This is a genomic window from Aquamicrobium segne (assembly GCF_042656785.1).
GTDB classification, from domain to species: domain Bacteria; phylum Pseudomonadota; class Alphaproteobacteria; order Rhizobiales; family Rhizobiaceae; genus Mesorhizobium; species Mesorhizobium segne.
Map to the genome: position 1 here is coordinate 19,234 of NZ_JBHSLL010000015.1, position 20,814 is coordinate 40,047.

Annotated in this window: 22 protein-coding genes and 1 tRNA gene; 5 read left to right on the forward strand and 18 right to left on the reverse strand. The window is 55.2% G+C overall.

Annotation, left to right across the window (positions count from 1 at the left end):
- Positions 1-146: 146 nt before the first annotated feature.
- Positions 147-221: transfer RNA gene (locus ACFPLB_RS06235), tRNA-Lys, on the reverse strand.
- Between the two features lie 303 nt (positions 222-524).
- Between ACFPLB_RS06235 and ACFPLB_RS06240 the strand changes: the two genes are divergently transcribed.
- The gene (locus ACFPLB_RS06240) at positions 525-1,028 is read left to right on the forward strand and encodes a BA14K family protein (RefSeq protein ID WP_378228560.1); all 504 of its coding nucleotides are present in this window, start codon (positions 525-527) and stop codon (positions 1,026-1,028) included.
- A gap of 61 nt (positions 1,029-1,089) precedes the next feature.
- Here the strand turns inward: ACFPLB_RS06240 and glpK are convergent, their stop codons facing one another.
- The 16 genes from glpK to coaD form a co-directional block, all read right to left on the reverse strand.
- Complete coding sequence (gene glpK, locus ACFPLB_RS06245) at positions 1,090-2,607, reverse strand: glycerol kinase GlpK (RefSeq protein WP_378228511.1); 1,518 nt, start codon at positions 2,605-2,607, stop codon at positions 1,090-1,092.
- A 78-nt stretch (positions 2,608-2,685) separates the two neighbouring features.
- Positions 2,686-4,410: an ABC transporter substrate-binding protein gene (locus ACFPLB_RS06250; protein ID WP_378228512.1), complete on the reverse strand. Its 1,725-nt coding sequence runs from the start codon at positions 4,408-4,410 to the stop codon at positions 2,686-2,688.
- 85 nt (positions 4,411-4,495) lie between these two features.
- Positions 4,496-4,783 carry a DUF2160 domain-containing protein gene (locus ACFPLB_RS06255; protein ID WP_378228513.1) on the reverse strand — a complete coding sequence of 96 codons (288 nt, stop codon included), beginning with the start codon at positions 4,781-4,783 and terminating at the stop codon, positions 4,496-4,498.
- A 2-nt stretch (positions 4,784-4,785) separates the two neighbouring features.
- Entirely contained in the window at positions 4,786-5,700 is a 915-nt protein-coding gene (locus ACFPLB_RS06260) for a carbohydrate ABC transporter permease (protein WP_378228514.1), read from the reverse strand.
- Between the two features lies 1 nt (position 5,701).
- Positions 5,702-6,568, reverse strand: a complete 867-nt coding sequence (locus ACFPLB_RS06265; protein ID WP_378228515.1) for a carbohydrate ABC transporter permease — start codon at positions 6,566-6,568, stop codon at positions 5,702-5,704.
- A gap of 1 nt (position 6,569) precedes the next feature.
- On the reverse strand, positions 6,570-7,667 hold the full coding sequence (locus ACFPLB_RS06270) for an ABC transporter ATP-binding protein (RefSeq protein WP_378228516.1): 1,098 nt from the start codon (positions 7,665-7,667) through the stop codon (positions 6,570-6,572).
- Between the two features lie 9 nt (positions 7,668-7,676).
- Positions 7,677-8,756 carry an ABC transporter ATP-binding protein gene (locus tag ACFPLB_RS06275; protein ID WP_378228517.1) on the reverse strand — a complete coding sequence of 360 codons (1,080 nt, stop codon included), beginning with the start codon at positions 8,754-8,756 and terminating at the stop codon, positions 7,677-7,679.
- Entirely contained in the window at positions 8,749-10,329 is a 1,581-nt protein-coding gene (glpD, locus tag ACFPLB_RS06280; RefSeq protein WP_378228518.1) for a glycerol-3-phosphate dehydrogenase, read from the reverse strand. Before glpD ends, ACFPLB_RS06275 begins: the two co-directional genes overlap by 8 nt.
- A 104-nt stretch (positions 10,330-10,433) precedes the next feature.
- The gene (locus tag ACFPLB_RS06285; RefSeq protein ID WP_378228519.1) at positions 10,434-11,216 is read right to left on the reverse strand and encodes a DeoR/GlpR family DNA-binding transcription regulator; all 783 of its coding nucleotides are present in this window, start codon (positions 11,214-11,216) and stop codon (positions 10,434-10,436) included.
- A gap of 94 nt (positions 11,217-11,310) precedes the next feature.
- Positions 11,311-11,547, reverse strand: coding sequence for an Lrp/AsnC ligand binding domain-containing protein (locus tag ACFPLB_RS06290; RefSeq protein WP_378228520.1), 237 nt, complete (start codon positions 11,545-11,547; stop codon positions 11,311-11,313).
- A gap of 60 nt (positions 11,548-11,607) precedes the next feature.
- On the reverse strand, positions 11,608-12,738 hold the full coding sequence (gene tgt, locus ACFPLB_RS06295) for a tRNA guanosine(34) transglycosylase Tgt (protein WP_378228521.1): 1,131 nt from the start codon (positions 12,736-12,738) through the stop codon (positions 11,608-11,610).
- Positions 12,735-13,811, reverse strand: coding sequence for a tRNA preQ1(34) S-adenosylmethionine ribosyltransferase-isomerase QueA (queA, locus tag ACFPLB_RS06300; protein ID WP_378228522.1), 1,077 nt, complete (start codon positions 13,809-13,811; stop codon positions 12,735-12,737). Before queA ends, tgt begins: the two co-directional genes overlap by 4 nt.
- Positions 13,811-14,260 carry a DMT family transporter gene (locus ACFPLB_RS06305; protein WP_378228523.1) on the reverse strand — a complete coding sequence of 150 codons (450 nt, stop codon included), beginning with the start codon at positions 14,258-14,260 and terminating at the stop codon, positions 13,811-13,813. The genes queA and ACFPLB_RS06305 overlap by 1 nt, the downstream gene beginning before the upstream one ends.
- 19 nt (positions 14,261-14,279) lie before the next feature.
- Positions 14,280-14,795: a peptidylprolyl isomerase gene (locus ACFPLB_RS06310; protein WP_378228524.1), complete on the reverse strand. Its 516-nt coding sequence runs from the start codon at positions 14,793-14,795 to the stop codon at positions 14,280-14,282.
- A 25-nt stretch (positions 14,796-14,820) separates the two neighbouring features.
- Positions 14,821-15,396, reverse strand: coding sequence for a peptidylprolyl isomerase (locus ACFPLB_RS06315; protein ID WP_378228525.1), 576 nt, complete (start codon positions 15,394-15,396; stop codon positions 14,821-14,823).
- Between the two features lie 16 nt (positions 15,397-15,412).
- Positions 15,413-15,913 (reverse strand): pantetheine-phosphate adenylyltransferase, encoded by a 501-nt coding sequence (coaD, locus tag ACFPLB_RS06320; protein ID WP_378228526.1) that lies wholly within the window; start codon positions 15,911-15,913, stop codon positions 15,413-15,415.
- A 273-nt stretch (positions 15,914-16,186) separates the two neighbouring features.
- Between coaD and ACFPLB_RS06325 the strand changes: the two genes are divergently transcribed.
- Complete coding sequence (locus tag ACFPLB_RS06325; RefSeq protein ID WP_378228527.1) at positions 16,187-16,327, forward strand: hypothetical protein; 141 nt, start codon at positions 16,187-16,189, stop codon at positions 16,325-16,327.
- Between the two features lie 95 nt (positions 16,328-16,422).
- Here ACFPLB_RS06325 and gyrA read toward each other — a convergent pair whose 3' ends face one another.
- Entirely contained in the window at positions 16,423-19,245 is a 2,823-nt protein-coding gene (gene gyrA / locus ACFPLB_RS06330; RefSeq protein ID WP_378228528.1) for a DNA gyrase subunit A, read from the reverse strand.
- Positions 19,246-19,485: 240 nt separating this feature from the next.
- Here gyrA and ACFPLB_RS06335 point away from each other — a divergent pair, with 240 nt between their 5' ends.
- From ACFPLB_RS06335 to ACFPLB_RS06345, 3 genes are all read left to right on the forward strand, one after another.
- Positions 19,486-20,115, forward strand: coding sequence for a MarC family protein (locus ACFPLB_RS06335; protein ID WP_378228529.1), 630 nt, complete (start codon positions 19,486-19,488; stop codon positions 20,113-20,115).
- Between the two features lie 92 nt (positions 20,116-20,207).
- The gene (locus tag ACFPLB_RS06340) at positions 20,208-20,414 is read left to right on the forward strand and encodes a hypothetical protein (protein WP_378228530.1); all 207 of its coding nucleotides are present in this window, start codon (positions 20,208-20,210) and stop codon (positions 20,412-20,414) included.
- Between the two features lie 12 nt (positions 20,415-20,426).
- Positions 20,427-20,807: an MliC family protein gene (locus ACFPLB_RS06345; RefSeq protein WP_378228531.1), complete on the forward strand. Its 381-nt coding sequence runs from the start codon at positions 20,427-20,429 to the stop codon at positions 20,805-20,807.
- The last annotated feature ends 7 nt before the right edge of the window (positions 20,808-20,814 follow it).

The following is a 20,814-nucleotide window of genomic DNA, read 5'->3' on the forward strand; positions in this document are numbered from 1 at the left end:
AAGCAGCCTTGAATGATAGCTTGGAACAGGCAGAGAACAACCGTGCGAGAAACCATTTCTCGCACGGTTATTTTTGTCGCACAGGTTCACGTTGCGTTCTTTTGCGCAAAACACATTTTTATATAATGATTTCAATCTTTTGATGATGGTGAGCCGGGAGGGGATCGAACCCTCGACCACATGATTAAAAGTCACGTGCTCTACCGCTGAGCTACCGGCCCATCATGACCACAAGGCAAATTTTACCTGATTAAGGAACCACTTATCTGAAACGGATCAGCATGGCCGCTTCCTTACCTGTGATTTCGTAAAATCGCTCCGTAGAATCCGCCGGAACATAAGGAGGAGCACCGTGCTGGTCAACCGAGAAAAGGGCTTATTCTCAACACTTTCCTTATTTGTCGCGCCTGCAACACAAACCCGCATAAAACCGGCCCGCTCTATTTGGGATTTTTGGGAACAATTTCGCCTCAAAATTGTTGTAATATCGAAAATGAAGGGAATCACAAGCACAGGAAAACATGATGAAACGTATCGTCACCAGCCTTTTGGCATCAGTTGTGTCGCTGTCTTTTGTCGTGGCCGATGTGGCTTTAGTCAGTGCAGCGCCAATCAATATCGCCCCTGTTCAGCAGGTACAAACCTCTCTGGACGATGTGCAACTGGTGCAAAGCAGATCAGAGCGTCGCCTACGCCCAAGATATAAGCGGCAGCACCGTCGCCATGTTAACCGCAATGAATTTCGCCGGCATTCCAATGGAAATGTGTATTGGCGCGGGCATCGCGGTTATCGCCATCACCGGCCCGGCTATCGCCGCCACGGAGATTTCTGGTTCCCGCTTGCCGCCTTTGCCACGGGCGCCATCATCGGTGGCGCACTTTCCAACAGCGCTCCGCCACCTGCCTATCGGGGTGGAAATGCGCATGTGGAATGGTGCTATGGCCGCTATCGCAGCTACAGAGCCTCCGACAACACGTTCCAGCCTTATAATGGGCCGCGCAAACAGTGCATCTCACCCTATTATTAAAAGAGGCAACGCCAAAAAAAGACCCGCAATTTTGCGGGTCTTTTTTCATGATCATCACAAATCAATGATCGCGCTTTACGCTGTCCTGCTCTCCCGTCAAGGTCCGGCGTACCGCATCACGCCATCCTTTAAGTTTTGTCCGGCGTCTTGCGGCATCCATTTCAGGCTCAAAGCGCCGGTCCAGCGCCCAGCTTTGTGAAAACTCCACCATGCCCGGCCACACACCGGCTTTGGAACCGGCCAGCCATGCCGCCCCCAATGCCGTGGTTTCCAGAATTGTCGGCCGGTCAACCGGTGCATCCAAAAGATCCGCCAGCCGCTGCATGGTCCAGTCAGACGCAACCATGCCGCCATCCACCCGCAATACGGTATCTGCATGGCCCGACTTCCAGTCCTTGTGCATGGCATCCAGCAGATCGCGGGTCTGGTAGGCAACCGATTCCAGCGCCGCATGTGCAAACTCGGCAGGCCCGGTATTGCGGGTCAGACCATAAATGGCGCCGCGCGCTTCCGCATCCCAATGTGGCGCACCAAGCCCGACAAAAGCCGGCACCAGATAAACCGATTGTTCCGGATCAGCCTGCCGCGCCAGCGGGCCGGTTTCATCGGCGCGGCTGACAGTTTTCAAGCCATCGCGCAGCCATTGCACGGCGGCCCCTGCAATAAAGATCGAGCCTTCCAGCGCATAGGTGGTGCGGCCATCGAGGCGATAGGCAATGGTGCTCAGCAGCCGGTTTTTGGAACGCACAAGATCATCGCCCGTATTGAGCAACGCAAAACAGCCGGTGCCATAGGTGGATTTCATCATGCCGGGTTCAAAACAGGCCTGCCCGATCGTGGCAGCCTGCTGGTCACCGGCAACCCCCAGAATGGGAATGGCTGCGCCAAACAGGTTTTTATCGGTCACGCCATAATCATCGGCGCAATCCTTGACCTGCGGCAGCAGCACTGAGGGTATATCGAGGATGCGCAAAAGCTCGGCATCCCACTCATTCTTCTTGATATTATAAACCAGCGTGCGTGAAGCATTGGTGGCGTCAGTAGCGTGAACCTTGCCGCCAGTCAGCCGCCAGATCAGAAAACTGTCAATAGTGCCTGCCAGCAACTCGCCCTTTTCAGCCCGCTTTCTTGCGCCCTTCACCTTGTCCAGCATCCATGAAATTTTGGTGCCGGAAAAATAAGGATCAAGCAGCAGGCCGGTCTTGCGGGTAAATTTCGGCTCCAGCCCCTGCTTCTTCAGCTTGGCGCAAAGGGCGGCAGAGCGGCGGTCCTGCCAGACAATGGCGTTGTGGATCGGCTTGCCGGTTGCCTTGTCCCAGATGACGATAGTTTCACGCTGATTGGTAATGCCGATGGCCGCCACATTTTTGGCTGCACAGCCAGCATTTTCCAGCGCCTGTTTGACGGTTGCAACCACCGTTTCCCAGATTTCTTCCGGGTCATGCTCAACCCAGCCGGAAGCAGGGTAATGCTGGGTAAATTCCTTCTGGCCAAGGCCCGCGACTTTTCTGTTTTTATCAAACAGGATCGCGCGGCTTGATGTGGTGCCCTGATCGATGGCGAGAATGAATCCATCCACTGTGATTTCTCATGATTAAAGAAAAGAAAAAAGAAAAAACGGGGACAGCAAATGCCGCCCCCGCCAATAGAGCAAAAATTACTCCTGCCAGCTCTTGACCAGTTCGTCATAACCAACGGTCAACGGCTGTTCCTTTTCATTCTCGATCTTCAACTGTGGCGCAAGATTGCCCTTTGCCACGGCATCATTGTGCCAATATTCAAGATCGTGCTCTTCAGCCATTTTCGGGCCGATATCGCCCTGCACACCGGAACGCTCAATCCGCTCCATGACCTTTTCCTGCTCGGCGCACAGTGAGTCCATGGCTTCCTGAGCCGTCTTGGCTCCCGATGAAGCATCACCAATTGCCTGCCACCAGAGCTGTGCCAGCTTTGGATAGTCTGGAACATTGGTGCCGGTTGGCGACCACTGCACACGGGCTGGCGAGCGATAGAACTCGATCAGACCACCAAGCTTGGGCGCGCGTTCGGTGAAGCTGTCATGGCGAATGGTGCTTTCACGAATGAAGGTCAGGCCAACATGCGCCTTCTTCACATCCACGGTCTTGGAGGTGACGAACTGCGCATAAAGCCAGGCGGCCTTGGCGCGGTCTTCAGGCGTCGACTTCATCAGCGTCCACGAGCCGACGTCCTGATAGCCGAGCTTCATGCCCTCTTTCCAGTAGACACCATGCGGTGAGGGTGCAAAACGCCATTTTGGTGTGCCGTCTTCATTGACGACCGGCAGACCTTCCTTGACCAGATCGGCGGTAAAGCCGGTATACATGAAGATCTGCTGCGCAACCTCACCCTGCCCCGGAACCGGGCCGGATTCGGAGAAGGTCATGCCCTGTGCGGCAGGCGGAGCATAGTTCTTCAGCCAGTCAAGGTATTTTTCGATCGAGTAAACGGCGGCAGGGCCATTGGTGTCACCACCACGGGCGACGCAAGAGCCGACAGGACGGCTGTTTTCGTCAACCTTGATGCCCCATTCGTCAACCGGCAGACCGTTGGGAAGCCCCTTGTCGCCATTACCGGCCATCGACAGCCAGGCATCGGTAAACCGCCAGCCAAGTGACGGGTCCTTCTTACCGTAGTCCATATGGCCATAGACCTTCTGGCCGTCGATTTCACGGCCGGTGAAGAATTCGGCAATGTCTTCATAGGCCGACCAGTTGACCGGAACGCCCAGATCATAGCCGTATTTTTCCTTGAAATCGGCCTTGTTTTTCTCGTCGTTGAACCAGTCATACCGGAACCAGTAAACATTGGCGAATTGCTGGTCGGGAAGCTGATAAAGCTTCTTGTCCGGTGCTGTGGTGAAGGAAATCCCGATAAAGTCCTCAAGGTCGAGGTTCGGGTTGGTCACATCCTTGCCTTCATTGGCCATGAAGTCGGTCAGGTTGCGCACCTGATCATAGCGCCAGTGGGTGCCGATCAGGTCAGAGTCATTGACCCAGCCATCATAAAGGTTCTGGCCGGTCTGCATCTGGGTCTGGATTTTTTCGACAACATCACCTTCCTGAATGATGTCATGCGTGACCTTGATGCCGGTAATGGCCTCAAATGCCGGGGCCAGAACCTCAGATTCATAGGAGTGCGTGGTCATCGCTTCCGAAACCACCTTAATCTCCATGCCTGCAAAAGGCTGGGCGGCATCAATGAACCATTGCATTTCAGCTTCCTGGCCAGCGCGGTCAAGCACCGACAGATCGCCGATTTCCTTGTCCAGAAATGCCTTTGCCTCATCCATTCCTGCATAGGCGCTGCTTGCACCCAGCAGAAGGACGAGCGCTGTCGTCGATGTTAAAAATTGCCGTCGCATGAGTTTCCTCCACTGTTTAAAGTCAATTCCTCAACCCGGCGCTTGCTCCCGCTTCCTGCGGGGGATTTTCGCCACCGTCCTCCCTCTACACGTAGCGAAATACCAGAATGGCATAGACTACGGATAAAGCGAGAGCCCACCACAGGCTAAAGCCAACAAGCCCCAGCCATGCGAGATGGATGAATGCGCTGCCAAGCAGCGATATGAAGAGACGGTCGCCGCGCGTCGTCTCGAAATGCAACAGGCCCACACGTGGATTGCCTCCGGGCGAAACATATTCCCACACGCTCATGCCAATCAGCAAAAGGGCAATCACCAGAAAGAAGCTGGCCGTCGGCCAGGTCCATGCCATCCATGACAGGTCAAAACTCATGATCAGACCCTCCCCAGGGCAAAGCCCTTGGCGATGTAATTGCGCACAAACCAGATGACGAGCGCCCCCGGGATCAGCGTCAGCACACCGGCAGCCGCAAGCAGACCCCAATCCATGCCCGCCGACGAGACGGTGCGGGTCATGGTTGCCGCAATCGGCTTGGCGTCCGTTGTGGTCAGCGTACGGGCAATCAGCAGTTCCACCCAGGAAAACATGAAGCAGAAGAAACAGGCGACCCCAATGCCCGATGCAATCAGCGGCATGAAAATCTTGATGAAGAAACGCGGGAAGGAATAGCCGTCAATATAGGCCGTCTCGTCGATTTCCTTGGGCACACCCGACATGAACCCTTCCAAAATCCACACAGCCAGCGGCACGTTGAACAGGCAATGCGCCAGCGCCACGGCAATATGGGTGTCGATCAGGCCGAAGGCCGAATAAAGCTGGAAAAACGGCAGTGCAAACACTGCTGGCGGGGCCATACGGTTGGTAAGCAGCCAGAAGAACAGATGCTTGTCGCCAAGGAAGCGATAACGTGAGAAGGCATAGGCGGCAGGCAGCGCCACAGCCACCGAAATCACCATGTTCAAAACGACATAGATGATGGAGTTGATATAGCCCGAATACCATGCGGAATCGGTAAAAATGATACGGTAATTGCGCAGCGTCGGCTCATGCGGATAAAGCGTCAGCGACGAGATGATCTCCGTATTGGTTTTAAAACTCATATTGATGAGCCAGTAGATCGGCAGCATCAGGAACACGATATAAAGCGTGGGGATGATCCACCACCATTTCGATTCCTCACCCCGACGCTTCATCAACCGGCCAATGGCTTCCTGCGACAGGCTTGATTGAGCCGCCCCCGCCACTCTGGACGATGCGGTTCGTTCGGTATTTTGGTTGACGCCCACCATATCAACGCTCCGCGTCATGGTTGACCATGACGGTGTAAAACACCCAGGACAACAACAAGATGATAAGAAAATAGATCAGCGACATGGCTGCCGCCGGTCCCAGATCGAACTGACCAAGCGCCATTTTGACCAGATCAATCGACAGGAAGGTCGTGGAATTGCCGGGGCCACCGCCGGTCACGACGAAAGGCTCGGTATAGATCATGAAGGAATCCATGAAGCGCAGCAGAACCGCAATCAAAAGCACACGCTGCATCTTGGGCAGTTGAATGTAACGAAACACCGACCAGCGTGAAGCGCCATCAATCTTTGCCGCCTGATAAAAGGCATCGGGAATAGAGGCCAGCCCCGCATAGCACAGCAAGACGACAAGGCTTGTCCAGTGCCAGACATCCATGATGATGACCGTCATCCAGGCATCGAACGGATCGCGCACATAATTATAGTCAATGCCGATGGCGTTGAGCGTATAGCCAAGCAGGCCAATATCGGTGCGGCCAAACACTTGCCAGATGGTGCCCACCACATTCCACGGAATGAGCAGCGGCAGCGCCATCAAAACCAGACAGACCGGAACGCCCCAGCCTTTACGTGGCATGTTAAGCGCGATGAAAATACCGAGTGGCACTTCAATAGCCAAAATGATGAAGGAAAAGACGAGATTGCGGCCCATCGCTTCCCAGAAGCGGCTGGAGCGCAGCATTTCTTCAAACCATTCGGTTCCCGCCCAGAAAAACTGATTATTGCCAAAAGTGTCCTGAACCGAATAATTTACTACGGTCATCAACGGAATGACGGCTGAAAACGCCACCAGAACCAGCACCGGCAACACAAGAAACCATGCCTTGTTGTTCCAGGTCTTGTCCATGTCAGCCCCCCTTCCCGCTTTGCGCCGCCGCCTGGCCTTCCATCTCCACCCGCCATGAATCGGCATAGATGTTGATGGCGGAAGGCTCAAAGCTTATATGCGGCTCGGCCGGAACCGAGGCATCCTCGCCAAGGATGGCCGCAATCGCATGACCTTCCAGCCTGGCATGCAGCACTTTGTGGCGGCCCACATCATCAATGCGCGTGACGGAAACCGGCAGGCCTTCACGGCCAAGTTTTACATATTCGGGACGGATGCCAAGTTCTGCCTTGCCGCCCTGCAGGGCTGGTGCGCCGGGCAATTTGATCTGCTGTGTTCCCAGATGCGCCATGCGCCCTTCAATCTCGACGGGCAGAAAATTCATGCCCGGCGAGCCGATGAAATAGCCGACAAAACTGTGGCGCGGCTCTTCAAACAATTCAGCCGGTGTGCCGATCTGCACGATCTGGCCATCATACATGACCACGACCTGATCGGCGAAGGTCAGCGCTTCGGTCTGGTCATGGGTGACATAAACCATGGTGTGCCCATACCGCCGGTGAAGCTGCTTGAGCTGCGAGCGCAGCACCCATTTCATATGCGGATCAATGACGGTCAGCGGCTCATCAAATAAAATCGCATTGACATCGGCGCGCACCAGACCGCGCCCCAGCGAGATTTTCTGCTTCTGGTCGGCCGTCAGCCCGCGCGCCTTGCGCTTTGACCAGTCAGCCAGATCAATCATGTCAAGCGTTTCGCGCACCTTGCGATCGACATCGGCCTCTGCAACACCGCGATTGCGCAGCGGAAAGGCCAGATTGTCGTAAACGGTCATGGTGTCGTAAACGACTGGAAACTGGAACACCTGTGCAATGTTGCGCTCTTGCGTCGACAGGCCGGTGACATCCTTGCCGTCAAACAACAGTCTGCCGTGTGAGGGTGTGAGCAAGCCTGAAATAATATTGAGCAATGTGGTCTTGCCGCAGCCGGAAGGCCCCAGCAAGGCATAGGCGCTGCCGTCCTGAAAAACATGATGCACTTCGCGCAGCGCAAAATCTTCTTCCTTGACTGCCTGTGGCAAGTAAGAGTGGCGGATATGTTCAAGATCAATACGGGCCATATCGCACTCCTATGCCGCCTGAGGCAAAGTGACGACCGAGCGCCCGGTCAAGTCAAACACCATGATATGGCGCGGATCTATAAAAACGCCAATCTCTTCATCCAGCTCAAAACGATGGATGCCATGAGCCAGCATGATCCAGCGCGTATCAGCAAAATCCAGATGCACAAAGCTCTCCGATCCGGTGATTTCAATGGCGGTGACCTTGGCGCGCACCGGCACCGAGGCAGCACTGGTCTGCTCCAGCGTCAGGTGATGTGGCTGAAACCCGATCGTGTAATTGCCGTCTGCTATTGCAGCAGCCGTTTCGGGAACCGGCAGTTGAATCCCGCCATCAAGCAGGAAATGGCTGCCCTTCTTGACCAGTTCAATGGTGTTAAGGGGCGGATCGGCAAAGGTTTTTGCCGTCAAAAGATCAACCGGCTTGCGAAACACCTCAACGGTTGGCCCAAATTGCGTGACCTGCCCTTGCGAAAGGGTGGCCGTATTGCCGCCCAGAAGCAGCGCCTCATGCGGCTCGGTGGTCGCATAAACAAAGATGGTTCCTGATTCAGCAAAGATACGCGGCAATTCCTGGCGCAACTCTTCGCGCAGCTTGTAGTCCAGATTGGCCAACGGCTCATCAAGCAGCACAAGGCTGGCATTTTTGACAATGGCGCGGGCAAGGGCGGTGCGCTGCTGCTGGCCACCCGACAGATTGAGCGGCGTGCGCTCAAGATAAGGGGTGAGCTTGAGCAGATCGGCAGCCCGGCGCACCTCACGGTCGATGGTTGCCTTGTCCGCACCGCTCACCCGCAGCGGTGAAGCGATATTTTCATAAACCGTCATCGCCGGATAATTGATGAACTGCTGATAGACCATGGCGACATTGCGCTTCTGGACAGGAACACCGGTCACATCCTGGCCGTCAAACCAGATCGAGCCGGAACTTGGCGCATCCAGTCCCGCCATCAGCCGCATCAGGCTGGTTTTTCCCGACAATGTCGGCCCCAGCAGCACATTGAGCGAGCCATGGGCAAGCTCAAGCGAAACATCGGCAATATGGGTCTCACGACCGACAATTCTGGAAACATTGCGCAATTCAAGCATTGGCCTCTCTCCCTGACCCTGCCGCTCCAACAGACCGGCACCCAAGGCCCATCATGAATTCATTCAGCCCAGCCGCTTCCACTTCTGTCAACCACAGACCACGCTTGGTCCTGCGCCACAACACATCTTCAGCCGTCATTGCCCATTCATTTTCAATCAGATAGCGCACTTCCGCCTCATAAAGATCAGAACCAAAATGGCGTCCGAGATCCGCCATCGACTGCGCGGACCCCGGCAACACGGCGTGTGCGCGCGTACCGTAAAGCCGCACCAGACGCCGCGCATGGGCAATGTCCAGAAAGGGATAGGTGCTTTTGAGCTTTTCAACCTCGGCCTCATAGCCGGTGGCGGCAAAATCACCGCCCGGCAGCGGCGCACTGGCCGTCCATTTTGCGCCTTTTGGCCCCAGATATTGGCCAATCTTGTCGAGCATGGCCTCCGCCAACCGGCGATAGGTGGTGATCTTGCCGCCAAAAACATCGATCACCGGGCCCGAGCCGGCGCCCCCACCCGGCTCGGCGCCCGGCCCGGCACTTGGCTCCACGCGCAACACATAGTCGCGTGTCGCCTCCTGTGCTTTGGAAGCCCCGTCATCATAAAGCGGGCGAACCGCAGAGTAGGACCAGACAATATCGGCGCGCCTGACGGCTTCCGAAAAATACTCGCTGGCCGCAGCACACAGATAATCGATCTCTGCCTCGGTGATTTTCACCTTATGCGGGTCCCCCACATAGTCCTGATCGGTTGTGCCAATCAGAGTAAATTCTTCCTCATAAGGAATGGCAAAGACGAGACGGCCATCGGCATTTTGAAAAAAATAGGCGCGTGGATCATCAAATTTTTTGCGCACGACAATATGGCTGCCCTGCACCAGCCGCACATTGTGAACATCAGGATGCTTCAAAACCTGCGACAACACATGGTCAACCCATGGTCCCGCCGCATTGACGATCAGCCGCGCCCGTACCGCATAGCGCACCCCATCGATCAGATCGTGCAGCCGGACGGTCCACGCCCCATCCTCATAATCAGCCCCTTCCACCTTGGTACGGGTGCGAATTTGCGCCCCCCGGTCAGCAGCATCACGCGCATTGAGCACAACAAGACGCGCATCATTGACCCAGCCATCCGAATATTCAAAAGCCTTGACAAAACCCGGCTTGAGCGGTTTTCCAGCCACATCGGTGCGCATATCAAGTGTGCGCGTTGGCGGCAGCAGCTTGCGGCCGCCAATATGGTCATACAGGAAAAGACCAAGCCGCAGCATCCAGGCAGGCCGCAAGCCCTTGCTGTAAGGCAAAATAAAGCGCAACGGCCAGATGATGTGCGGCGCATTGCGCCACAGAACCTCACGTTCCGTCAGCGCCTCGCGCACCAGCCGGAATTCATAATATTCCAGATAGCGCAAACCACCATGGATCAGCTTGGTGGAGCCGGAGGACGTGCCGCTGGCCAGATCATCCATTTCAGCCAGGAAAACAGAATAGCCACGCCCCACCGCATCACGGGCGATGCCGCAGCCATTGATGCCGCCACCAATGACAAAAACGTCATGGATCGGGGTTTTGTCCACCTGTTTCCTCCCACGGATTTTTTGACACGCAATTCATGCGCGCCAGAACCGCTAAGAGAATTATTGTGAACCTTATACGAATGTCAAACGAAATATTTTGAACCTTAGCCATCGGGCCGGAAAGCTTCGATCAACCTGACATCATTTTCGCTGCAAATCTGGCGAACCCGCTCAATAGCGCAACGATCGGTAATAAAGCTGTTGACCTGTGACAAATGTCCGATGCGCACCGGGGCCGTGCGCTCAAACTTGGTGCTATCTGAAACAAGAATGACATGGCGGGCATTGGCAATGATGGCCTGCGCCACCTTCACTTCGCGAAAATCGAAATCCAGAAGCGCGCCATCATGGTCGATGGCCGAGGCCCCGATCACCGCATAGTCAACTTTGAACTGGCGGATGAAATCAACAGCCGCTTCGCCCACAACACCGCCATCAGAGCCACGCACCACACCGCCTGCAATCACCACTTCCATGGCAGGGTAAACCCGCATCCTGTTGGCAACATTGATATTATTGGTGATGATCATCAATCCGGAATGATCAAGAAGCGCCTTGCTGACAGCCTCGGTCGTGGTGCCGATATTGATAAACAAAGAGGCATTGTCGGGAATGAGTGCGGCGGCAGCCTTGCCGATGGCGTCCTTTTCATCAGCCGCAATTTTTCGGCGCGCCTCATATTCCATATTTCCGATACCGGAAGGAAGCACCGCCCCGCCATGGATGCGGGTAAGCAGTCGCCGCTCGCACAGATCATTGAGATCTTTGCGAATTGTCTGTGGCGTGACCTTGAAATGCGCCGCAAGATCATCGACCAGAACCCTGCCCTGATCCTTTGCCAGTTGCAGAATGTCACGATGGCGTGACGGCAGGTAAAGATCTTGCATGAATTTTCGCTCCCATTTTCGTTTTCCTGTTCTTAAACGAAAACGAAAGTCTGTAACAGCAAAAATTCATTCACCAAATTAATGGGCCTTGGTTCTAAAAAGCGCGAAACGTCACGGTTGTGAACGTATCCTTGATGCCGGGAATGATCTGCACCCGCTGATTGACGAAATGGCCAATATCTTCATCATCATCGACATAAAACTTGGCCAGCAGGTCATATTGTCCGGCTGTCGAATAAATTTCCGAAGCAATTTCAGCATTGGCAAGTTCGCTGGCAACCTCATAGGCCTTGCCCAGGTCGCATTTGATCTGCACGAAAAATGTCTTCATAGCCTGTCCAGTCCGCTGTTTATATGATGGGCCGTTATAATGGTATTGCCGCACAACCAGTTATAATGGCAAAATATCACCCTGTGCCCAGCCTTCCGAGATTAAAGCAGCACGTTCGTTAAACTGGCCAGCCTCGATAGAATCGCGAATATCCTGCATCAAATGCTGATAATAGGCCACATTGTTCCAGCTTAGCAGCATGGCGCCCAGCGCCTCTTGCGAGCGCACCAGATGATGCAGATAGGCTCTGGAATAATCGCGTGCTGCCGGGCAATCGCTTTCTTCATCCAGCGGGCGGTGATCTTCGGCATGGCGGGCATTGCGCAAATTCACCTTGCCGCGCCGCGTATAGGCAAGGCCATGGCGTCCTGCACGTGTCGGCATCACGCAATCAAACATGTCAACGCCACGCGCCACCGATTTCAATATGTCGTCTGGCGTGCCAACCCCCATCAGGTAGCGCGGTTTTTCAACCGGCAATTCAGGACAGGTCACCTCCAGCATTTCCAGCATCATTGCCTGCGGCTCGCCCACAGCCAGCCCGCCAATGGCATAGCCTTTCAGGTCCATCTCCTTCAGCGCCTGCGCCGAGCGCACCCGCAATTTCGCATCATCGCCGCCCTGAACAATGCCAAACATCGCCTTGCCCGGCTGATCGCCAAAGGCTGCCTTGCAACGCAGCGCCCAGCGCAGCGACAATTCCATAGCGCGCTCGATTTCAGAATATTTTGCAGGCAGCGCCGTACATTCATCCAGTTGCATCTGAATATCGGAATCCAGCAACCCCTGGATCTCGATCGAGCGCTCCGGCGTCATTTCATAGGCCGCGCCATCAATATGCGAGCGGAAAGTAACGCCATTCTCATTCAGTTTGCGCAGCTTGGACAGCGACATGACCTGAAAGCCGCCAGAATCGGTCAGGATCGGCCAGGGCCAGCGCGCCAGTTCATGCAGTCCGCCAAGGCGGGCCACCCGCTCTGCACCCGGGCGCAACATCAGGTGATAGGTATTGCCAAGGATAATATCAGCCCCGGCATTGCGCACCTGATCCATATAAAGCGCCTTGACCGTGCCCCCCGTTCCCACCGGCATGAAGGCAGGCGTGCGCACTGTACCGCGCGGCATGGTCACTTCACCGCGCCGCGCTGCGCCATCAGTGGCAATCAGGCGAAAGGAAAATTTTGTGTTCATCTCATCTGCCTGAAAAGAAGGCTGGCGTCACCATAAGAGTAAAAGCGATAGCCTGCCGAAATCGCATGTGCATAGGCCGCCTGCATGGTATCCAGCCCGCAAAAGGCGCTCACCAGCATGAACAGCGTCGAGCGCGGCAAATGGAAATTGGTCATCAACATATCCACCACCCTGAAACGATAGCCGGGTGTAATGAAAATATCAGTCGCGCCCGACCATTCTTCAAGAATTCCATTCTCGTCTGCCGCACTTTCCAGCAGGCGCAATGATGTGGTGCCAATCGCCACAATGCGCGCACCGCGCAACCGCGCTGCATTTATAGCGGATGCCGTGCTGGAAGATACAAAGCCCGATTCAGAATGCATGTGATGCTGGTCGGTATCATCTGCCTTGACCGGCAAAAAAGTGCCTGCTCCGACATGCAGGGTGACAAAATGGCGTTCCACCCCCATCTTGTCGAGGCTGGCAAATAATTCCGGGGTAAAATGCAGGCCAGCAGTGGGAGCCGCCACCGCTCCTTCCTCACGCGCATAAATGGTCTGGTAATCGCGGCGATCGCGCTCATCATCCTCACGCTTTGAGGCGATATAGGGCGGCAGCGGAATATGGCCGATACTGTGCAGGGCCTCATCCAGAAATGGCCCCGACAGATCAAAACCCAGCAGAACCTCGCCACCCTCGCGCTTTTCCACAATTGTGGCGTCCAGTTGTCCCAGAAAACACGAATTTCCATCATGGCCAAAATGAATGCGGTCGCCCGCAGCAATGCGTTTTCCGGGCCGCATGAAGGCCAGCCACCGGTCGGGCGCAACCCGCATATGCAAGGTCGCTTCCACCTGAGCCGCTGCCTCACCGCGTCGGCGAATACCTTTCAAATGTGCAGGGATCACCCTTGTATCGTTAAAAACCAGCACATCGCCTGCCTGAAGCAGCAAGGGCAGGTCAGCAATGGTGAAATCCTCAAACGGTGCGCCGGGTGCTATTTTCAAAAGCCGTGCGGCTTCACGCGGCTTTGCAGGGCGCAGGGCAATGCGCTCTTCAGGAAGATCAAAATCAAACAGATCGACACGCATCAGAGGTAGCGCACCATCACCGCACCGACAATCAGCAAACACGCCCCGGCAAGACGGCCAAGGCTGATTTCACGCATCGCCACACCAAGAAAGCCGATCCGGTCAATAAGCATGCCCGCAACAAGCTGTCCGGTGATCAAAAAGGCAATCAGCGCCGCAGCGCCGATCCGCGGAATCAGCAAGATGCTGGTGGTGACATAAACAGCGCCAAGCATGCCGCCCACCACAAACAGCCATAGCTCCGGTTCACGCCAGGCAATGGAGACCCCCTGAAAGCGGATGACAAGAAATGTCAGCGCACTCAGCATAAGGGCGCCTGAAAAGAAGGAAATGGCGGCGGCCGCCAGCGGCGAACCAAGGCCGCGTGCAAGCTCTGCATTGATGGGCACCTGTATGGCCACAAATGCGCCGGCCACAATGCCAAGCAGCCCCCAGAAAACCCCCGCCATTTTCTCTATTCCTTGAGCTTCAGGCTGCAATATCAGCCGCAACCTTCAGCGATACAATCGTATCAGGATCCTGCACCGGCTCGCCGCGCTTGATCTTGTCAACATTTTCCATGCCTTCAATCACCTGTCCCCAGACCGTATACTGACGGTTAAGGAAGGAAGCGTCGCCAAAGCAGATAAAGAACTGCGAATTGGCGGAATGCGGGTTCTGGGCGCGCGCCATCGAGCAGGCGCCACGGCCATGATTGGCATTGGAAAATTCCGACTTCAGGTCCGGCTTGTCAGACCCCCCCATGCCAGCACGCGACGGATTGAAATCCTTCGATCCGGTCTTGCCAAATTTCACATCGCCGGTCTGCGCCATGAAGCCATCAATGACACGGTGGAAAACCACACCATCATAAGCGCCTTCACGGGCCAGTTCCTTGATACGGTTGACATGGCCCGGCGCCAGGTCAGGGTAAAGTTCAATCACCACCTGCCCTTGCGTGGTTTCCATGATGAGCGCGTTTTCGCGATCCTTGATCTGGGCCATAATAACTCCTTTTTTATAAAAAAAATCAGTTGTCGGAGGCGATACGCGCCTTGACGATCCGGTCGGGGTTGGCCACTGCGCCATTTTGCGCCGATGAGCCTTTTTCGATATTGTCCACTCTGTCCATACCGTCCTCGACATTGCCGATAATGGTATAGGCCCCGTTCAGCGAAGGTGCGGGCGCAAACATGATGAAAAATTGCGAATTGGCCGAGTCCGGGTTCTGCGAGCGCGCCATGCCAACCACACCGCGTTCGAATTTTTCATTGGAAAATTCTGCGGGCAGATCCGGCAGGTCTGAACCACCGGTACCGGTCGCGCCCGGATTATAATCCTTTTCCATATTGCCGAATTTCACATCGCCGGTCTGCGCCATGAAACCATCAATAACACGGTGGAAGGCAACATTGTCATAAGAACCGTCACGCACCAGTTTCTTGATCTGCTCGACATGTTTGGGCGCAAGATCAGGGCGCAAGGCAATCGTGACATCCCCATCCTTAAGCGTCAGAACCAGCGTATTTTCCGGCTCGGCGGCAAAAAGGGGAGTGGCAAGCACTGAGCCAGCCAGAATGGCAAGGGCAGCCAATGTCTTTAGCATGATGAGGTCTTTCCTGCTATTTTGCGAATTTTTTCTTCAAGGGGGCTACGATATCTGCCGGTACAAAAGGCGCAATATCGCCCCCCATGGAAGCGATCTGCCGTACAAGTGTGGCGGTAATGGTGCGCACGGCAGGGCTGGCCGGTAAAAAAACCGTCTGCAACTCTGGCGCCATCACTTCATTCATGCCTGCCATCTGCATCTCATAATCAAGATCGGTGCCGTCACGCAGTCCCCTGATCATGATCGTAGCGCCATGCTGGCGCGCTGCATCCACCACCAGCCCGTCAAAAGAGATGATCGTGATGCGCCCGGCGTCATTGCCCAATTCCTGCGCGGCAACGGCCTTGATCAGGCCAACCCGTTCCTCAAAGGAAAACAATGGCTGTTTGCCCGGATGAATGCCAATGGCTGCATAAATCCGGTCAGCAACCGTCAGCGAGGCTTTGAGCACATCCAGATGGCCGTTGGTCAGCGGATCAAAGGAGCCTGCATAGATGGCGATACGTTCAGTCATGGTTTTTGCTTCTAGAGCATTTTGCAGTCAGATGGAACCATCTGACGTCGCACAAATGCGGCTAAAACAAATAGATAGAGCACCTGGCCCGTTTCCAATGAAATAAGAAAACAATCCGGAAACTGCAGGAGCCAAAGGCAACGCATCACACATCAATAGATGAACAGCAGATGAACCGCACCATCAGCAGCCGTTCAAGCTCAATAATGAATATTAACCAGCACAATGAAACAAAAACCGCATGAGTGCGTTGGTATCACAGGAGGTAGCCCCATGATTATCTACATGTTTGCCGCCGCTATGACCGTTGCCATGTTGATCGCCACAGTTTTCGGACTGCATCAGGAAGCTGTGCGCAATCGCGTTCCACATCGCAATCGCAACTTTCCGCTGCGCTCACGCAACCCCTATTAAATAGAGGCTATTCAACAGGCGCTCTTACAAGAAACTGGCCGGACAAGACTGACCGGCCAGATAAAATTGCAAGCTGGAAATCTGGAGCCGCAGATTTATTCTGCCTGCGGCTCATTTCCTTCATCGGTTGCGGCCTCATCTGCCACATCTTCTGATGCACCCTCTTCAACCAGTGCGTCTTCACCCTCGCCGTCCTCCTCGTCAGAGCCCGGCTCGGAAATTCGCTCCACCGACATCACCTTCTCGCCTTCGGCGGTGTTGAAGATCGTAACGCCCTTGGTGGCACGGCTGGCAAAGCGAATACCGTGCACCGGCACACGAATCACCGTCCCGCCATCTGAAACCAGCATGATCTGGTCTTCCGAAGCAACCGGGAAAGCAGCCACCAGTGGGCCGATCTCGTCCACCTTGGAAACGTCAGTGGCGCGAATGCCCTTGCCACCACGACTGGTCTGACGGAAATCATAAGAAGACGAGCGCTTGCCATAGCCCAGTTCGGTAACGGTCAGGACAAACTGCTCATGCGCCTTCAGGAACTCATAGCGTTCTTCCGGCAGTTCAGCATCTTCGCTCACCTCTTCATTGGTAAGCGCAATCTCCTCATCCTCGCCATTGCCGGACAACAGACGCCGCTCGGCGGCAGAACGTTTCAGATAGGCAGCCCGCTCCGTCGCATCGGCCTCAACATGTTCCAGAATGGTCATGGAAATGGCGCGGTCGCCTTCCGGCATGGAAATACCACGCACACCAACCGAATTGCGGCCGGCAAAGACGCGAACATCCTGAACCGGGAAGCGGATACACTGGCCTGTCGCCACCGTCAGCAGCACATCGTCATTTTCGGTGCAGGTCTCAACGCCGAGAATCTCGTCGCCCTCATCCAGCTTCATGGCAATTTTACCATTGCGGTTGACCTGAACGAAATCAGACAGCTTGTTGCGGCGAACCGTGCCACGTGTGGTGGCAAACATCACATCCAGCTCACTCCAGCTTGCCTCATCTTCCGGCAGCGGCATGATGGTGGTGATGCGCTCTCCCTGCTGCAGGGGCAGCATGTTGATCAGCGCCTTGCCACGCGATTGCGGGCTGCCGATCGGCAAACGCCAGACCTTTTCCTTATAGACAATGCCGCGCGAGGAGAAAAACAGCACCGGCGCATGGGTATTGGCCACAAACAGCCGTGTGACGAAATCCTCATCGCGGGTCGACATGCCCGAGCGACCCTTGCCACCGCGGCGCTGCGCCCGGTAGAGCGACAAGGGCACACGCTTGATGTAGCCGGAATGGCTGACGGTGACGACCATATCTTCACGCGGGATGAGGTCTTCATCATCCATATCCGCGCCGCCGTCAGTCAGTTCGGTGCGCCGGGGCGTGCCGAATTCATCGCGCACTGCCGCCAGTTCATCCTTGACGATCTGCTGAATGCGCGCCCGCGACGACAAGATATCCAGATAGTCACGAATTTCTTCGCCAATCTTGCCCAGTTCATCGCCGATCTCGTCACGCCCAAGGGCGGTCAGGCGCTGGAGGCGCAGTTCAAGAATGGCGCGCGCCTGTTCTTCCGACAGATTATAGGTGCCATCCTCATTGAGGCGGTGGCGCGGATCGTCAATCAGCAGGATCAGCGATTCCACATCACTTGCCGGCCAGTGGCGCTCCATCAATTGCTCACGCGCCGCCTGCGGATCAGGCGCATGACGGATCAGTTTGATGACCTCGTCGATATTGGCAACCGCAATCGCCAGACCGACCAATACATGCGCCCGCTCGCGCGCTTTGCGCAGCAGATATTTGGTGCGACGGCTGATGACTTCTTCACGGAAGGCCGTAAAGGCCCTTAGCATATCCAGAAGCGTCATCACTTCCGGCTTGCCGCCATTGAGCGCCACCACATTGGCGCCAAACGATGTCTGCAATGGCGTATAGCGGTAAAGCTGATTGAGGATCACCTCGGCATTGGCGTCGCGCTTCAGTTCCACCACCACCCGATAGCCATGCCGGTCGCTCTCGTCGCGAATGTCGGAAATGCCCTCGATGCGCTTGTCACGCACCAGTTCGGCCATTTTCTCGATCATCGACGCCTTGTTCACCTGATAGGGAACCTCGGTGATGATAATGGCTTCACGGTCACCGCGCGACTGCTCGATATCGACCTTACCGCGCATGATGATGGAGCCGCGCCCGGTGGAATAGGCGTTATGAATGCCTGCACGACCCAGCACAATGCCCCCGGTCGGGAAATCCGGACCCGGAATGATCTCCATCATTTCCGCCAGTTCAATGGCCGGATTGTCGATAATGGCGATCGCACCATTACACACTTCGGTCAGATTATGCGGCGGGATATTGGTAGCCATACCAACAGCAATGCCGCCCGAACCATTGACCAGAAGATTGGGAAAGCGAGCCGGCAGAACGCGAGGTTCCTGCGCTGAGGCATCATAAGTATCCTGAAAATCGACCGTATCCTTGTCGATATCTTCCAAAAGCTCATGCGCCACCTTGATCAGGCGCGCTTCCGTATAACGCATCGCTGCTGGCGGATCACCGTCAATCGAGCCGAAATTGCCCTGCCCGTCGATCAGCGGCACGCGCATCGACCAATCCTGGGCCATACGCACCAAGGCATCATAGATCGAGGCATCGCCATGCGGGTGATATTTACCCATCACATCGGCGACCGGGCGGGCCGACTTCACATATTTGCGGTTCCAGTGATAACCGCTCTCATGCGAGGCATAGAGGATGCGTCGATGGACAGGCTTCAATCCGTCGCGCACATCAGGCAAGGCGCGGCTGACGATCACGCTCATCGCATAATCGAGATAGGAGCGCTGCATCTCCTCGACGATGGAAATCGGTTCAATGCCGGTCGGATCGCCGTCGGCACCATGCGGTGTATCTTGTTCGCTCAAATCAGATCACACATTTGGGGAATCATATTTATCTTATATAGGAACGGGTTCAGATTCTCCAACAGAAGACGCGCTTTTCCAACGCTGATTTTGCACATTATTTCAAATGGATATGCCTCTTTTCATGAAATCGCGTTCCAGCAGAGTTACCAATGGCGCTGGTCCGACAAAATACAGGCTTTCCCAACTGGCGCATAAAGCAGCATTACGTTAGCTTAAACCGATGGGGAGCATATAAAAATGCCGGATTTTGACAGTCTTTTCAACGCCTTCGTCACCATTCTGGTCACGATTGACCCACCGGGGCTGGCGCCTTTGTTTCTGGCTGTCACCGCCAGCATGAACCGCGCCCAGCGTAAACAGGTTTCAATCCGGGCCAGCATTATCGGCTTTACCATTCTGGCGCTTTTTGCCGTGGCAGGCACCGCCATCCTGTCCGTGTTCGGCATAACCCTGGCCGCCTTTCGCGTTGCCGGGGGCTTTTTGCTGTTTTTCATTGCCTTTGAAATGGTTTTTGAAAAGCGCAATGACCGCAAGGAAAAGATTTCCGACACCGCCATCACCCGCGATCATATCCACAATATCGCCGCCTTCCCGCTGGCCATTCCCCTGATTGCCGGTCCAGGCGCCATTTCCGCCACTGTGCTTTTATCCGATTCATTTCAGGGCCTTGCAGGTCAGCTTGCCTTTGTCGGTATTATTTTCCTGTGTCTTGCCGTCACCTATCTGACCTTTCTTCTGGCCGAGCGCATGGATCGCATTCTGGGGCAAACCGGCCGTTCGATCCTGACCCGGCTGCTGGGCGTCATCCTGGCTGCACTGGCTGTTCAATTCGTCGCAGACGGCGTCAAAACACTGATTACCGGCTGAAATCGCCTGAATTTTTGGTTAAAAATTGCAAATCGAAGCAATTTTTTAACCCTCATTTCCGAGTTTCAGACGAAGAAACAAGGAAAAACGATATGAGCAGATTCTTGATCATCACCCTCACCGCTCTGTCGCTATCTGGCTGCGGTTCGTCACAGGCAATGCGAACAGCCAGCGGCGCAGCCATCGGGGCAGGTTCAGGCGCGCTGGCTGGCGCTGCTGTTGGCGGAACCGGCGGTGCAGTTGTTGGCGGCCTGGGCGGTGCTGCCCTTGGCGCCGTGATCGGATCAAACGGGCTGTAAAGGAAAACCAGCATGCGCCATATTCATTTTGCGCTAATCAGTCTCGGCTGCGCCCTGCTTGCAGGCGTAAGCCACGCACAGGAAATTCAGCCGCGCATCACGCTTTCACTGGAAGTGGCGGGCGAGGCAACGGTCAATTCCATCACCTATCAATGCGGCTCAAAAACACTGGCCGTCAGCTATGTGAATGCCGGTCCCAACCTGCTCGCCATTCTGCCGGTTGAGGAACAATCAATCCTTTTCACCTCGGCGATTGCCGCATCAGGTGCGCGCTATACAGCCGGGCCTTATGAGTGGTGGACCAAGGGCAATGAGGCGAGTTTGCGCAATCTCATGGCAGAAGAAGATGCCAAACCTCTGCTGGAATGCAGTGTCGCAAACCAGCCTCAATAAAATAAAA

Coding starts and splice junctions, on each gene's coding strand:
- ACFPLB_RS06250 (WP_378228512.1), bottom strand. CDS start 4,410: ATGCGACGGCAATTTTTAACATCGACGACAGCGCTCGTCCTTCTGCTG.
- ACFPLB_RS06255 (WP_378228513.1), bottom strand. CDS start 4,783: ATGAGTTTTGACCTGTCATGGATGGCATGGACCTGGCCGACGGCCAGC.
- ACFPLB_RS06345 (WP_378228531.1), top strand. CDS start 20,427: ATGCGCCATATTCATTTTGCGCTAATCAGTCTCGGCTGCGCCCTGCTT.
- ACFPLB_RS06275 (WP_378228517.1), bottom strand. CDS start 8,756: ATGCTTGAATTGCGCAATGTTTCCAGAATTGTCGGTCGTGAGACCCAT.
- ACFPLB_RS06260 (WP_378228514.1), bottom strand. CDS start 5,700: ATGGTGGGCGTCAACCAAAATACCGAACGAACCGCATCGTCCAGAGTG.
- ACFPLB_RS06325 (WP_378228527.1), top strand. CDS start 16,187: ATGATTATCTACATGTTTGCCGCCGCTATGACCGTTGCCATGTTGATC.
- ACFPLB_RS06340 (WP_378228530.1), top strand. CDS start 20,208: ATGAGCAGATTCTTGATCATCACCCTCACCGCTCTGTCGCTATCTGGC.
- ACFPLB_RS06290 (WP_378228520.1), bottom strand. CDS start 11,547: ATGAAGACATTTTTCGTGCAGATCAAATGCGACCTGGGCAAGGCCTAT.
- ACFPLB_RS06310 (WP_378228524.1), bottom strand. CDS start 14,795: ATGGCCCAGATCAAGGATCGCGAAAACGCGCTCATCATGGAAACCACG.
- tgt (WP_378228521.1), bottom strand. CDS start 12,738: ATGAACACAAAATTTTCCTTTCGCCTGATTGCCACTGATGGCGCAGCG.
- ACFPLB_RS06335 (WP_378228529.1), top strand. CDS start 19,486: ATGCCGGATTTTGACAGTCTTTTCAACGCCTTCGTCACCATTCTGGTC.
- ACFPLB_RS06270 (WP_378228516.1), bottom strand. CDS start 7,667: ATGGCCCGTATTGATCTTGAACATATCCGCCACTCTTACTTGCCACAG.
- ACFPLB_RS06315 (WP_378228525.1), bottom strand. CDS start 15,396: ATGCTAAAGACATTGGCTGCCCTTGCCATTCTGGCTGGCTCAGTGCTT.
- ACFPLB_RS06240 (WP_378228560.1), top strand. CDS start 525: ATGAAACGTATCGTCACCAGCCTTTTGGCATCAGTTGTGTCGCTGTCT.
- coaD (WP_378228526.1), bottom strand. CDS start 15,913: ATGACTGAACGTATCGCCATCTATGCAGGCTCCTTTGATCCGCTGACC.
- ACFPLB_RS06265 (WP_378228515.1), bottom strand. CDS start 6,568: ATGGACAAGACCTGGAACAACAAGGCATGGTTTCTTGTGTTGCCGGTG.
- ACFPLB_RS06285 (WP_378228519.1), bottom strand. CDS start 11,216: ATGCAAGATCTTTACCTGCCGTCACGCCATCGTGACATTCTGCAACTG.
- queA (WP_378228522.1), bottom strand. CDS start 13,811: ATGCGTGTCGATCTGTTTGATTTTGATCTTCCTGAAGAGCGCATTGCC.
- ACFPLB_RS06305 (WP_378228523.1), bottom strand. CDS start 14,260: ATGGCGGGGGTTTTCTGGGGGCTGCTTGGCATTGTGGCCGGCGCATTT.